This is a genomic window from Acinetobacter genomosp. 33YU, from assembly GCF_001990725.1.
Lineage (GTDB): Bacteria > Pseudomonadota > Gammaproteobacteria > Pseudomonadales > Moraxellaceae > Acinetobacter > Acinetobacter seifertii.
In genome coordinates this window covers 205,287-219,032 of the sequence record NZ_LFZQ01000006.1, presented here as the reverse complement: position 1 = coordinate 219,032, position 13,746 = coordinate 205,287, and the positions used below count along the sequence as shown (strand labels likewise).

Genomic DNA, 13,746 nt, shown 5'->3' with positions numbered 1-13,746 from the left:
TTATATAAATATAGTTCTTAGGAGGTTTTTCATTCTTTTTCCAAAAATTTTCATAAAAGATAATATGGAATTTGAAGAGATCTTCTAAGGAACTAATAAGGGAAAGACACCAAAAATAACACGATATAAGATTTTTACAAGTCAGATAGAGTTTGTTTTCAGTGGATATAAAAAATCTAAGCTATCCCCAAGGAAGGTATTTTTACTAAGGTGTATATCTCACTGTTTATTATAAGTATGGCATGGATATTGCTGAAGTGAAAATGAACAAAATAATATGAGTATTGTATTTAAAAAATACAAAGGTTGATATCTATGAGTGCAGCAGAAATTGTTGATTGGGTTAATAGTATTATATGGAGTAAGGCGCTGATTTACTTATGCTTAGGCGTCGGCTTATTCTTTTCTATTTTGACACGATTTGTTCAAGTCCGCCAAATTAAAGAAATGGCCAGACTATTAATAAAAGGGACTTCTTCAGAACAGGGAGTTTCATCATTTCAAGCTTTATCCGTATCTCTAGCTGGTCGTATTGGTGTAGGTAATATTGCGGGTGTTGCTGCAGCAATTGGTTTTGGTGGACCTGGTGCAGTTTTTTGGATGTGGATGGTAGCATTCTTTGGTGCTGGCACAGCTTATGTAGAGTCAACACTTGGTCAACTTTATAAAGTTGAGTATCAGGGACAATATCGTGGTGGCCCAGCATTTTATTTTGATAGAGGATTAGGTCAGCGTTGGTTGGGAATTGTATTTGCTATTGCTGCAATTGTTGCTTGTGGTTTGTTTTTACCGGGTATTCAAGCAAATGCAGTAGGAAAAGCTTTTACTCAGATTACTGGTGAAGGTGCAATTATTTTTGGTGATGTAGGTGTTTATAAACTTGTTGCTTTAGTTGTCGTAATTGGTTTGCTTGCTATCCTCATATTTGGTGGGATTAAACGAATTGCTCAGTTTGCTGAACTGGTTGTACCTTTCATGGCAATTGGTTATTTCCTCATGGCTGTTATCATTGTTGTGGTTAACATCTCAGATCTTCCAAAAGTATTAAGCCTGATTTTTACAGATGCATTTACTCCAATGGCAGGTCTTGGTGCTGCAATCGGTTGGGGGGTAAAACGTGGTGTTTATGCCAATGAGGCAGGGCAAGGAACAGGTCCACACGCAGCAGCGGCAGCAGAAGTTCAACATCCAGCTCAACAAGGTTTAGTACAATCTTTTTCAATTCACTTTGACAGTATAATTGTTTGTTCTGCTACTGCATTTATGATTTTAATGACAAGCCAATATAATGTTCAGGGGGCTTTAGAAGCAGGTCAATTCATTGTTCAAAATGTTCCTGCCTCGACTGAAATTGGTTCTCCTGCATTTACACAAATGGCTGTGAGCACTATTTTTGGTAATTTTGGTCAGATCTTTGTTGCTTTAGCCGTATTCTTCTTTGCTTTCACCACCATCGTAGCTTATTACTATATAGCAGAAACAAACCTTGCTTATTTGAGCTACATTACAAAATCACCATCATTATTGTTCATTGTGAAATGTTCAATCATTCTTGCTGTAGGTTATGGTTTACTGAGTGCCACAGGCTATATCTGGGGTATTGGTGATATTGGTGTCGGCTTAATGGCATGGATTAATATTATTGGTATTGTCGTAACGTACTTTATTTATAAACCAACGATTAAGGCGTTAAAAGATTACGAAGAACAACAAAAAGCGGGAGTAAAAGAGTACACATTTGATCCTATTAAATTAGGAATTAAAAATGCGACATTCTGGGAAGAGCGCTTGAAGAAAAACCAAGAACTGAATGCGCAAGTTAAGAAAACAGGAAGCTAGAGTTTAACAACCAAAATAGCTAAAAAGGTGGTCATATTGACCACCTTTTTTCATATGAGATTGATCATTAAATGAGAAACTGGATGTTCCAAAAAAGTGCGTTGTATTGCTATGGGCTTGTGCGTATTATCGGATTTAATTGTATGTAGCTTGGAATCATCAGCAATACAGACAAAATTGGTTAGCTGAAAAGTTGTCAAAAAATATACATTTAAAAGATACCTGCAAATGGTGCGATATCGTCTTTTTGATTTGGATTTAGCTAACGGACTAAAAAAATTACTGGAGTGTATTCATAAAATGTCGAATCAAAATCTGAGTGAGCCTCATGAACAAGGTGAACTCCATCGAAGCCTCTCCAATCGGCATTTACAGCTGATCGCGATTGGCGGTGCAATTGGTACCGGATTATTTATGGGATCAGGCAAAACAATTAGTCTTGCTGGTCCATCGATCTTATTCATTTATTTGATTATTGGCGTGATGGTGTTTTTTGTCATGCGCGCGCTTGGTGAATTACTTCTTTCAAATCTTGCCTATAAATCATTTATTGACTTCACCACAGATTTAATTGGCCCATGGGCGGGTTACTTTGTGGGATGGACATACTGGTTATGTTGGATCACGATTGGTATCGCTGACCTTTCTGCAATTATCTACTACTTACAATTCTTCAATAATGGTCTACCTTTCTCGCCTGTCGAAGGGGCAATGATTAGTGTTGCTGCGATTGTATTTATTATGGGTTTAAACCTACTGACAGTACGTTTATTTGGTGAGTTAGAGTTCTGGTTTGCACTCATTAAGATTTTAGCAATTATCATTTTAATTGCTGTAGGTCTATGGATGATCTTTACTGGCTTTACGTCTAGTACGGGTGAGGTTGCTTCATTTACTCACTTGTGGGCGAATGGTGGTTTCTTCCCAACAGGTGTGCATGGCTTCTTGGCTGGTTTCCAGATTGCAATCTTTGCTTTCGTTGGTGTCGAACTTGTGGGAACAACGGCTGCGGAAACAAAAGATCCAGCACGTAACTTGCCAAAAGCAATTAACTCCATTCCAATTCGTATCATTATTTTCTATGTGTTGGCATTGCTTATTGTGATGTCTGTAACGCCGTGGAACAGAATTGATCCTGCGATTAGCCCGTTTGTAAACTTGTTTAGCCAAGCAGGTGTTGCAGCGGCAGCAATCTTGATGAACTTGGTGGTGTTGTCATCGGTTATGTCATCAATGAATAGCGGTGTATTCTCAACAAGTCGTATGTTGTTTGGTTTATCGCGTGAAGATCAAGGACCGAAAGCTTTTGGTAAACTGAATAGACGAGCAGTTCCTGCAAATGCATTGTATTTCTCTGCTGCGTGTTTATTGTTAGGTGCAGCATTACAGTATTTTGTACCTAATACAGTAGAAGCATTTACGCTAGCAACGACGCTTTCAACCATTTTGTTCATTTGCGTGTGGTTACTTATTATCTGGAGTTATATCCGTTACTACACGACACGCCCTGAACTGCATGCCAAATCAACATTTAAATTGCCGGGTGGTTTATTTACCTGTTGGATCACAATTATTTTCTTTGTGGGCATGATTTACGTGCTGTCTTTAGAGCCAGACACGTTTAAAGCGCTTAAAGTCAGCCCAATTTGGTTTGTTATCTTGATCATTGGTTATTTCTTCTTTTATAAACCGCGTCATAAAAAGTAATTAAATTTATTTGGTTATGATGAAACGCTGGCTGAAAAGCTGGCGTTTTTTATGCATATTGTTTTTCTATTCAAGTTTACTCTTTAGCCGCCTGCATGATCACGGTATACTGCATCGAATTGTTTAAATCAGGTGCTCAGATGCTTCGTGTCATTTGCCTCATCAGTTTATTGAGCAGCAGTATTTTGCTTACAGCTTGCGGTCAGTCAGGAGCATTGCAGCTACCTTCTGATCCAAATTATGACAACCGTGCAAAATACTTGCTTTATCGTAATAAAGAATCAAAACCAGCTGTGCAAAAGGATGAAAAGTCTGAACAGCCAGTCGATTCATCATCAGCCCAAAACCAAACTACATCACCTTAAGCTTTGAAATAAGGACACATTCATGAGTTTCACTCGCATTAATGGAGTATTGCATGCAGAGCAATGTTCTATGGAGCAGCTTGCGCAGCAATTTGGCACACCTTTGTATGTTTATTCAAAAGCGGCTTTTGAAAAACATTACTTGGATATGGACCGTGCTTTTGATTTTATTGATCATCAAATCTGTTTTGCGGTGAAATCTAACTCAAATTTAGCGGTTCTTAGTGTCTTGGCAAAACTTGGTGCGGGTTTTGATATTGTATCTGGTGGTGAGCTGGCACGCGTTTTAAAAGCGGGTGGGGATGCATCTAAAGTTGTTTTTTCAGGTTTAGGTAAAACCGAAGCAGATATTGAAACATCACTCAATGTAGGTATTGCTTGCTTTAACGTCGAGTCTTATGCCGAATTAGACCGCCTTCAAAAAGTGGCAGCTCGTTTAGGCAAGAAAGCGCCGATTTCTTTACGTGTAAATCCAGACGTTGATGCAAAAACGCATCCTTATATTTCAACTGGTTTAAAAGAAAATAAATTTGGTATTCCAAGTGATACCGTTTATGAAACTTATCAATACGCAGCTTCTTTACCTAATCTTGAAATTGTAGGTATTGATTGTCACATTGGTTCGCAGCTCACTGAAACTAAACCGTTTGTTGATGCTTTAGACCGTGTCATGCTAATGATTGAAGAGTTGAAAAAACTTGGTATCAATCTTAAACATATCGATATCGGTGGTGGTTTAGGGGTTTGCTATAAAGATGAAACGCCGCCAAGTGTTGAAGAATATGCAAACTCTATGAAACCAGCTTTAGAAAAACTAGGTCTCAAGGTTTATATGGAGCCGGGTCGTAGCATTAGTGCAAATGCGGGTGTGCTTTTAACCCAAGTTGATTTACTGAAGCCAACAAGTCATCGCAACTTTGCCATTATTGATGCAGCAATGAATGATTTGATTCGTCCTGCTTTATATGAAGCTTGGATGGATATTCAGCCTGTTGTGCCACGTACCGATACTGAAGAAAAAGTATGGGATCTCGTTGGTGCGATTTGTGAGACAGGTGACTTTATTGGTAAAGATCGCTCACTCGCATTACAAGAAAATGACTTGTTGGCTGTACTCGGTGCAGGGGCTTATGGTTTTGTCATGAGTTCAAATTACAACACGCGTGGCCGTGCAGCAGAAGTCATGGTATCAGGTGAAAAGAGCTATTTAATTCGTGAACGTGAAACGGTTGAGTCGCTTTGGGAAAAAGAACGTTTATTGCCTGAGGAGTAAATGAGATGTTATTAGAATTTACCAAAATGCATGGCCTAGGCAATGACTTTATGGTGGTTGACCTGATTAGCCAAAGAGCTTACTTAGATACGGCAACCATTCAACGTTTGGCAGATCGACACTTTGGTGTTGGCTTTGACCAGCTTTTAATTGTTGAGCCACCAGATTTACCAGAAGCTGACTTTAAATATCGCATTTTCAATGCAGATGGTTCTGAGGTTGAACAGTGTGGTAATGGCGTACGTTGTTTCGCTCGTTTTGTACATGAACGTCATTTAACCAATAAAACCAACATTACCGTACAAACCAAAGCAGGTATTGTAAAGCCAGAGCTTGGGCAAAATGGGTGGGTGCGCGTAAATATGGGCTACCCAAAGTTTCTACCAAATGAAATTCCATTCATTGCTGAGCAACCAGAAGCTTTGTATACCCTTGAGTTAGCAAATGACCAAAACATTAGTATTGATGTGGTCAACATGGGTAACCCACACGCGGTCACTATTGTTCCAGACGTACTCACTGCTGATGTAGCAGGTATTGGCCCACAAGTTGAATCACATCAACGATTCCCTGAACGTGTGAATGCTGGTTTTATGCAGGTAATTGATGAAAAGCATGTGCGTTTACGTGTATTTGAACGTGGTGTAGGTGAAACACTCGCTTGTGGTACAGGAGCATGTGCTGCTGCGGTCAGTGGCATGCGCCGTGGTTTGCTTGCTAACTCAGTTGAAGTTGAACTTGCCGGCGGTAAGCTACAAATTGAATGGCAAGAAGGTGATGTTGTTTGGATGACTGGTCCAACAACCCATGTATATGATGGGCGTTTGGATTTACGTTATTTCCAAGGTTAATCGCATAGCCTAAATAGAAGCCTCTTTTCATCAGTTAAAGTGATAAAAGAGGCTTTTTTTATATGTACAATAATTTTTTAATTTCATTACTTTATAAAAAATATGAATAATTTAATTTTCTTACCCGGTGCGTCAGGCAGTACTGCATTTTGGCATCCTTTAATTGAAAAATTACCTCAGCAATACCGTACAAAAATTATTGGTTACCCCGGTTTTGGAGATACACCAGAATCCCTTGAAGTGAAGAGTTTTGAAGACCTAACAAATTATGTGGTCGATCAAATTAATGAAGAATCTATCATTGTTGCCCAATCTATGGGTGGGATTTTTGCCGTTGCCGCAGCGCTAAAAAAACCTCATTTGGTGAAAGGGTTGGTCTTAATTGCTACTTCTGGTGGAATCAACCTTAAACGATTTAATGTTCAAGACTGGCGTGAAGCATATCGCCAAACATTTTTAAAATATCCAGATTGGTTTGTTACCACTCATGCTAACTACGAAGAGTTTTTGCCAGATATAAATGTTGGAACTTTATTAATCTGGGGCGATAAAGATCCAGTGAGCCCAGTTCAGGTAGGCCAATATTTAAATCAAAAGTTTGAAAAGTCGACGTTATATGTTGTGAAAGGTGGGGACCATCAATTAGCAGAAAAACATGCCGATGAAGTTGCAGTCCAAATAGAAACCTACTTAAAAAACTTCATGTAAATCTTTAGCTATTATTTAGCGTGCTATGCGTTAGCACGCTTTTTTTTAAGTTATCTCTTACTGAAAGCTAATTTCAATGCGAACAATACAAAAATACTGCCCGTAATTCGATCCATATATTTCACAAATTTAGGTTGTTTTAGATAACGTGAAAGTGGCTGCATAGCTAAAATTAATAAAGTTGACCATATTATTCCAATCACCACATGAATCATTACAAGTCCCATTACCCAAGTAACAGCCGATGCTTGCGCTGGAATGAACTGCGGAAGAAATGAAATATAAAAAATGCCAACTTTAGGATTGAGTAAATTGCCAAAGAAACCTTTGATAAACCAATTCTCTGAAGTAGAGCGATTGGAATTATTTTCTTGCATATCTGCGAGTCGGCTACGTGGTTTTAAAATCATATTTAAACCAAGCCATGCGAGATAAGCAGCTCCCATCCATTTTAGAATATTAAAAGCTAAATCAGATGCCATAAGTAGAGCGCCTAAACCGCAGGCCACGACAACTCCCCAAGCAATACAGCCAAGACTAATTCCTAGAGCTGCTTGGAACGCTTTAGATTTACCCTCAAGTGTAGCGGTACGAATAATTAAAGTCGTATCTAAGCCAGGAGTAAGCGTAAGTAAAGTAATGGCAATTAAGTAGGGAATGAGTATGGTAGTCATGACAGCAAGGTTCCGACGAATACTTAAAGTGAAGTGTAATATATAAGTTAGATTCATTATGCTGTGCGATATGAAATTTTCATGATCAATTAGTTTTTGGTACACTCAAAAAAAAATGGGCAAATAAATGGAGAGCAATTTGGATTTTGCATTACAACTGCTCTCGATGTGGTTGAAAGAAAGAAAAATTCAAAATCAGTCTGAGCATACAATCACGGCTTATGAGCGAGATGTGAAAAGCTTTCTTGAGTTCTGTGACTCAAAAAAAATTGATTTAAAAAATGTTGAAGCTTCAGATTTACGTGAATATCTAGCTCAACGTGTTGAGCAAGACCAGTTAAGCGCAAGTAGCATGCAGCGTCACCTCACTTCTATTCGTCAGTTTATGAAGTGGGCGGAACAAGGCAAATATCTAGAAATTAATCCCACTGACGACTTTAAGTTAAAACGTCAGCCTAGACCCTTGCCGGGCATGATCGACATAGAAACGGTTAATCAAATTTTAGATCAACCCATGCCGGAAAAACCAATTGATCAGCAGCTTTGGTTAAGAGACAAAGCCATGTTGGAACTACTGTATTCAAGTGGTTTACGACTCGCAGAACTACAAGGCCTAACCATTAAAGATATCGATTTTAATCGTCATCTTGTTCGTATTACGGGTAAAGGAAATAAAACCCGTATTGTCCCGTTTGGGAAAAAGGCAAAAGAAAGTCTATTGGACTGGCTCAAAATTTATAAAATCTGGAAAGGCCATTTTGACCAAAATGCTTCTGTTTTTATTTCTCAACGAGGTGGTGTGCTTACTCCACGGCAAATCGAGAAACGTGTAAAACTTCAGGCGCAAAGAGCCGGTGTAAATGTCGATTTACATCCGCATTTACTTCGACATTGTTTCGCCAGCCATATGTTATCGAGTAGCGGTGATTTGCGTTCAGTCCAAGAAATGTTAGGCCATAGCAACTTATCGACTACGCAAATTTATACGCATATCGATTTTGATCATTTGGCTCAAGTGTATGATCAAGCTCATCCGCGAGCGACCAAGCATTAAGTCATTTAAGTTAAATTATTTATCAATACGCGACTTTGATTGCACTAAATAAGGTGAATGTAGAGATCATTTGTATTTATTTACAAATTTGTATAAAGAAAAAGGGTGAAATTACCCAATTGACCATTTTGATCTTTGCACAATTTGTCAGCATATATAGCCTGAAAACGACAAATTTTGAGTCTTTTACACCGTGCTTATGTTTCTTACTAATAAGGTAAATAAAATAAAAAGATAATAAAAATCAATGTATAAAATAGACTTTAAAAAGAATAAAATAGAGGGTAATCATGTATAAAATTTTTTTTATGAACTGATGATTTCATTTTTTTTGTACTGTTCCAGAAAATTGTGACTTGACCGAAATGCCAAACACATTGCAAGATAGGGTACCTAAAAAATTTTAATCGAAGAGTTAATATACTTTTCTCAACATTTACTTTTGCTAGAACAGCCGAGGATTACATGAAGGCTCTTGTTGCTGTAAAACGCGTGGTTGATGCCAACGTTAAAGTTCGTGTTAAGCCGGACAATAGTGGGGTTGACCTTACCAACGTTAAAATGTCAATCAACCCATTTTGTGAAATCGCAGTGGAAGAAGCGGTTCGCTTAAAAGAAAAAGGAACAGTATCAGAAATCGTTGTTGTTTCTGTTGGCCCTAAAGAAGCTCAAGAACAAATCCGTTCTGCAATGGCTTTGGGTGCAGACCGCGGTATTTTAGTTGAAACCACTGACGAAATTGGCGCTTTAGAAGTTGCTAAAATCTTAAAAGGTGTTGTTGATGCTGAAAAACCAGAACTTATCCTTCTTGGTAAACAAGCAATTGATGATGACTCTAACCAAGTAGGTCAAATGCTTGGCGCATTATTAGGTGCTGGTCAAGGTACATTCGCTTCTGAAGTGAAAGTAGATGGCGGTAAAGTACAAGTGACTCGTGAAATCGACGGTGGTTTACAAACTGTTGAGCTTGCACTTCCTGCAATCATTACAACTGACTTGCGTTTAAACGAGCCACGTTATGCAGCATTGCCTAACATTATGAAAGCTCGTAAAAAACCGCTTGATACTAAATCTCCTGCTGATTACGGTGTTACAGCTGGTACTAAGCTTAAAACTGTTAAAGTTGAAGCTCCAGCAGAACGTAAAGCTGGCGTACAAGTGAAATCTGTAGATGAGCTTGTAGAAAAATTGAAAAATGAAGCGAAAGTGATCTAATACGGAAGGATAAAATCATGAGTATTTTAGTTATCGCTGATCACAACAACCAAACACTTAACGGTGCTACTTTAAACGTTGTTGCTGCAGCACAAAAAATCGGTGGTGATATTACTGTATTAGTTGCTGGTTCAGGCGCTCAAGCAGTTGCTGACGCTGCTGCTAAAGTTGCTGGCGTAAGCAAAGTATTGCTTGCTGACAACGCGGCTTATGCAAACCAATTAGCTGAAAACGTAGCTGGCTTAGTTGCTGACTTAGCCAAAAGTTACAAATACGTTTTAGCTGCTTCTACCACTACTGGTAAGAACATTCTTCCACGTGTTGCTGCACTTCTTGATGTAAGTATGATCACAGACATTATTTCTGTTGAATCTGCTAACACATTTAAGCGTCCAATTTACGCTGGTAACGCAATTGCAACTGTTCAATCTGACGAAGCAATCATTGTTGGTACTGTTCGTGGTACAGCATTTGATCCAGTTGCTGCGGAAGGTGGTTCTGCTGCGATTGAAACAGTTGGCGAAGTAAAAGATGCAGGCATTTCTAAGTTTGTATCTGAAGAAATCGTTAAACTTGATCGTCCAGAATTAACAGCTGCTCGTATTGTTGTATCTGGTGGTCGTGGTGTAGGTTCTGGTGAGAACTACCACAAAGTACTTGATCCATTAGCTGACAAGCTTGGTGCAGCACAAGGTGCTTCACGTGCAGCAGTTGATGCAGGCTTCGTACCTAACGATTTCCAAGTGGGTCAAACTGGTAAAATCGTTGCACCTGAGCTTTACATTGCTGTAGGTATTTCTGGTGCGATCCAGCACTTAGCTGGTATGAAAGATTCTAAAGTTATTGTTGCAATCAACAAAGACGAAGAAGCGCCAATCAACAGCGTTGCTGACTACTGGTTAGTTGGCGATTTAAATGCTGTAGTACCTGAATTGGTATCTAAGCTTTAATCTGTATTGATTAAAGTTAAAAACCCTTAGTTTTACTAAGGGTTTTTTTATTGGAAATATTAATATGAAATGCATAAATGAGACTTGTATCTCATTTGAGGTTTGATTTTTATAGAATAAAAATCACATAGTTTTATGAAGGCAAGACGATGCACGTTATAGCGATATGATAAGAATAATATGCAATTAAATTATACAAATATCACTAGATTGGCAGTGTAGATTCCGCACATTACAAAGTGCTTTTATGCTATAGTATACAGCTATATTTTTTTCGATTTTAGTTCACTTTCCGGAACTAAATTTTTTGCAAGATCAAGACATATAAACGGATAGAAATATCTATCTGTAAGAAGGAGTATGCATGAGCGTATCGGAAATCCGACCGATTGCCATTGAGGACGAACTCAAGCATTCATATTTAGATTACGCAATGAGTGTAATCGTATCTCGTGCATTGCCGGATGTGAGAGACGGTCTTAAACCTGTTCACCGTCGTGTGCTTTATGCCATGCACGAATTGGGCAATGACTATAACAAAGCCTACAAGAAATCTGCTCGTGTCGTTGGGGACGTAATCGGTAAATATCACCCGCATGGTGACTCAGCTGTTTATGAAACCATTGTTCGTATGGCTCAAGACTTTAGCTTACGTTATTTATTGGTTGATGGTCAGGGTAACTTCGGTTCGATCGATGGTGATAGTGCCGCGGCAATGCGTTATACCGAAGTCCGTATGACTAAGCTGGCACATGAGCTTCTTGCAGATTTAGAAAAAGACACAGTTGACTGGGAAGATAACTACGACGGTTCGGAACGTATTCCTCAGGTACTTCCGACACGCGTTCCAAACTTGTTAATTAATGGTGCTGCTGGTATTGCTGTAGGTATGGCAACCAACATGGCACCACACAACATGACAGAAGTTGTGAATGCATGTTTGGCTTATGCTGATAATCCGAATATCTCAATTGAAGGATTGATGGAATACATTACTGGTCCTGACTTCCCTACAGGCGGTATTATTTACGGTAAATCAGGCATTGTTGATGCCTACCGTACCGGTAAAGGTCGTTTACACATTCGTGGTAAATACCATTTCGAAGAAGATGAAAAGACAGGTCGTACAACCATCGTCTTTACTGAAATTCCATATCAAGTCAACAAAGCAAGAGTGATTGAACGTATTGCTGAGTTAGTTAAAGAGAAAAAACTTGAAGGTATTTCAGAGCTTCGTGATGAGTCTGACAAAGACGGTATGCGTATTGCAATTGACTTAAAACGCGGTGAAAACGCAGAAGTCGTTGTAAATAACTTATTCTTAAATACCCAGCTTGAAAACTCATTCAGCATCAACATGGTTTGTCTAGACAACGGACAACCAAAATTGATGAATCTGAAAGATATTATTGCGGCATTTATTCGTCACCGCCAAGAAGTTGTGACACGCCGTACCATGTTCGAATTACGTAAAGCACGTGAACGTGGTCATATCTTGGAAGGTTTGACAGTTGCCTTAGCAAATATTGATGAAATTATTGAAACCATCAAAACTTCTGCTAACCCTGCTGAAGCGCGTGAGCGTTTACTTGCTGGTGAGTGGGCAGGTGGTGGTGTTATTTCATTACTTGAAAAAGCAGGGGCTATTTCTGTTCGTCCAGATGAGATTGAAGGTGAAGATCCAAATCGTCCATTTGGTTTAAGCGATTCAATTTACCGTCTATCTCCGACGCAAGTAGGCGCAATTTTAGAATTACGTTTACACCGTTTAACAGGTCTAGAACAAGACAAGTTACATGCAGAATATACTGAGATTTTAGGTCAAATTGCTGAACTGACGGCAATTCTAAATGACTTCAACTTGTTGATGGCTGTTATTCGTGAAGAGCTAGCACAAGTGTTACAACAATATGGTGATGCACGTCGTACCGAAATTGTTGAATCTCGTGTTGATTTCTGCCGTGAAGATTTAATTCCAGAAGAACAAGTGGTATTAACTGTTTCTCAAACGGGCTATGCAAAAACTCAACCACTTTCAGACTATCAGGCACAGCGCCGTGGTGGACGTGGTAAGTCTGCAACCTCAATGAAAGATGATGACTTTATTCAACATCTGATTGTGGCATCGAACCATGCGACGGTACTTTGCTTTACCAACGTAGGTAAAGTGTATCGCCTGAAAGTATTTGAAGTTCCTCAAGCATCACGTGGGGCAAAAGGCCGTCCAATCGTGAACTTGTTACCTTTAGATGCAAATGAAACCGTCACTGCTATCTTGCCGTTAACAGAGTTCCCAGAAAACCACTATGTGTTTATGGCGACTGCTTCTGGTACGGTTAAGCGTGTTGAGTTAGAACAGTTTGCAAACATTCGTTCAAATGGTTTACGTGCTATTGAGCTCAATGAAGAAGATACCTTAATTGGTGTTGCGATTACTGATGGTAATCAGCAAATCATGTTGTTCTCTAACGAAGGTAAAGCAATTCGTTTTGCTGAAACTGACGTACGTGCAATGGGTCGTACAGCGAAAGGTGTACGTGGTATGCGCGTGAGCTTCGCAAGCAGTACCTTAAGTGAAGATGATGCAGACGTTGAAAACGATGAATCAGATGATAACGATGATTCAGCAGATTCAAATCTAGTAAGTCGTATTGTATCCCTTGTAGTTGTGCCAGAGACTGGTGAAGTGCTATGTGCGAGTGCCAACGGTTATGGTAAACGTACCCCTGTAAATGACTTCCCAACCAAGAAACGTGGTGGTAAGGGTGTTATTGCAATTAAAACAACTGAACGTAACGGTGAGCTAGTTGGTGCAGTTTCTATTGATGAAACTAAAGAGTTATTGTTGATTTCTGATGGTGGTACGCTTGTTCGCACACGTGCCGCAGAGGTTGCAATGACAGGCCGTAATGCTCAAGGTGTTCGTCTCATTCGTTTAAGCGAAGAAGAAACTTTGGTTGGTGTGGTTTCAATTGAAGCTGTAGAAGACGAAGAAGAACTTCTTGAAGGCGAAGTAGATACGACTGAAACCGATAGTGAAGAAGCAGTATCTAATAATGAAGATACTTCTGAAGAATAAGATGTTTTAAAATAAAAAAAGGAAGCTCAGG

11 protein-coding genes are annotated in these 13,746 nt (G+C 39.2%); 10 read left to right on the top strand and 1 reads right to left on the bottom strand.

Features of this window, described 5'->3' with window-relative positions:
* The first annotated feature begins 315 nt into the window (after window positions 1–315).
* From AC056_RS07400 to AC056_RS07375, 6 genes are all read left to right on the top strand, one after another.
* Window positions 316–1,839: an alanine/glycine:cation symporter family protein gene (locus AC056_RS07400; RefSeq protein ID WP_077163183.1), complete on the top strand. Its 1,524-nt coding sequence runs from the start codon at window positions 316–318 to the stop codon at window positions 1,837–1,839.
* Window positions 1,840–2,139: 300 nt separating this feature from the next.
* Window positions 2,140–3,546 carry an amino acid permease gene (locus tag AC056_RS07395; protein WP_031944927.1) on the top strand — a complete coding sequence of 469 codons (1,407 nt, stop codon included), beginning with the start codon at window positions 2,140–2,142 and terminating at the stop codon, window positions 3,544–3,546.
* 140 nt (window positions 3,547–3,686) lie between these two features.
* Complete coding sequence (lptM, locus tag AC056_RS07390; RefSeq protein WP_077163182.1) at window positions 3,687–3,911, top strand: LPS translocon maturation chaperone LptM; 225 nt, start codon at window positions 3,687–3,689, stop codon at window positions 3,909–3,911.
* 22 nt (window positions 3,912–3,933) lie between these two features.
* Window positions 3,934–5,184: a diaminopimelate decarboxylase gene (gene lysA, locus AC056_RS07385; RefSeq protein ID WP_077163181.1), complete on the top strand. Its 1,251-nt coding sequence runs from the start codon at window positions 3,934–3,936 to the stop codon at window positions 5,182–5,184.
* 5 nt (window positions 5,185–5,189) lie between these two features.
* Window positions 5,190–6,035 (top strand): diaminopimelate epimerase, encoded by an 846-nt coding sequence (gene dapF / locus AC056_RS07380; RefSeq protein ID WP_019457312.1) that lies wholly within the window; start codon window positions 5,190–5,192, stop codon window positions 6,033–6,035.
* A gap of 102 nt (window positions 6,036–6,137) precedes the next feature.
* Window positions 6,138–6,743 carry an alpha/beta fold hydrolase gene (locus AC056_RS07375; RefSeq protein WP_077163180.1) on the top strand — a complete coding sequence of 202 codons (606 nt, stop codon included), beginning with the start codon at window positions 6,138–6,140 and terminating at the stop codon, window positions 6,741–6,743.
* Window positions 6,744–6,793: 50 nt separating this feature from the next.
* On the opposite strand, the gene AC056_RS07370 is transcribed toward AC056_RS07375, so the two are convergent.
* Window positions 6,794–7,417: a LysE family translocator gene (locus tag AC056_RS07370; protein WP_077163179.1), complete on the bottom strand. Its 624-nt coding sequence runs from the start codon at window positions 7,415–7,417 to the stop codon at window positions 6,794–6,796.
* Between the two features lie 166 nt (window positions 7,418–7,583).
* Between AC056_RS07370 and xerA the strand changes: the two genes are divergently transcribed.
* The 4 genes from xerA to gyrA all read left to right on the top strand — a co-directional run bounded on the left by xerA (window position 7,584) and on the right by gyrA (window position 13,715).
* Window positions 7,584–8,471 (top strand): site-specific tyrosine recombinase/integron integrase, encoded by an 888-nt coding sequence (gene xerA / locus AC056_RS07365; protein WP_077163215.1) that lies wholly within the window; start codon window positions 7,584–7,586, stop codon window positions 8,469–8,471.
* Window positions 8,472–8,936: 465 nt separating this feature from the next.
* Complete coding sequence (locus AC056_RS07360; RefSeq protein WP_004699812.1) at window positions 8,937–9,686, top strand: electron transfer flavoprotein subunit beta/FixA family protein; 750 nt, start codon at window positions 8,937–8,939, stop codon at window positions 9,684–9,686.
* 17 nt (window positions 9,687–9,703) lie between these two features.
* The gene (locus AC056_RS07355) at window positions 9,704–10,636 is read left to right on the top strand and encodes an electron transfer flavoprotein subunit alpha/FixB family protein (protein ID WP_077163178.1); all 933 of its coding nucleotides are present in this window, start codon (window positions 9,704–9,706) and stop codon (window positions 10,634–10,636) included.
* Between the two features lie 364 nt (window positions 10,637–11,000).
* Complete coding sequence (gene gyrA, locus AC056_RS07350; RefSeq protein WP_077163177.1) at window positions 11,001–13,715, top strand: DNA gyrase subunit A; 2,715 nt, start codon at window positions 11,001–11,003, stop codon at window positions 13,713–13,715.
* The last annotated feature ends 31 nt before the right edge of the window (window positions 13,716–13,746 follow it).

Bases quoted from the DNA above. Each gene is read 5' to 3' on its own strand.
- AC056_RS07400 (WP_077163183.1), top strand. From the start codon at position 316: ATGAGTGCAGCAGAAATTGTTGATTGGGTTAATAGTATTATATGGAGT.
- AC056_RS07395 (WP_031944927.1), top strand. From the start codon at position 2,140: ATGTCGAATCAAAATCTGAGTGAGCCTCATGAACAAGGTGAACTCCAT.
- lptM (WP_077163182.1), top strand. From the start codon at position 3,687: ATGCTTCGTGTCATTTGCCTCATCAGTTTATTGAGCAGCAGTATTTTG.
- lysA (WP_077163181.1), top strand. From the start codon at position 3,934: ATGAGTTTCACTCGCATTAATGGAGTATTGCATGCAGAGCAATGTTCT.
- dapF (WP_019457312.1), top strand. From the start codon at position 5,190: ATGTTATTAGAATTTACCAAAATGCATGGCCTAGGCAATGACTTTATG.
- AC056_RS07375 (WP_077163180.1), top strand. From the start codon at position 6,138: ATGAATAATTTAATTTTCTTACCCGGTGCGTCAGGCAGTACTGCATTT.
- AC056_RS07370 (WP_077163179.1), bottom strand. From the start codon at position 7,417: ATGACTACCATACTCATTCCCTACTTAATTGCCATTACTTTACTTACG.
- xerA (WP_077163215.1), top strand. From the start codon at position 7,584: ATGTGGTTGAAAGAAAGAAAAATTCAAAATCAGTCTGAGCATACAATC.
- AC056_RS07360 (WP_004699812.1), top strand. From the start codon at position 8,937: ATGAAGGCTCTTGTTGCTGTAAAACGCGTGGTTGATGCCAACGTTAAA.
- AC056_RS07355 (WP_077163178.1), top strand. From the start codon at position 9,704: ATGAGTATTTTAGTTATCGCTGATCACAACAACCAAACACTTAACGGT.
- gyrA (WP_077163177.1), top strand. From the start codon at position 11,001: ATGAGCGTATCGGAAATCCGACCGATTGCCATTGAGGACGAACTCAAG.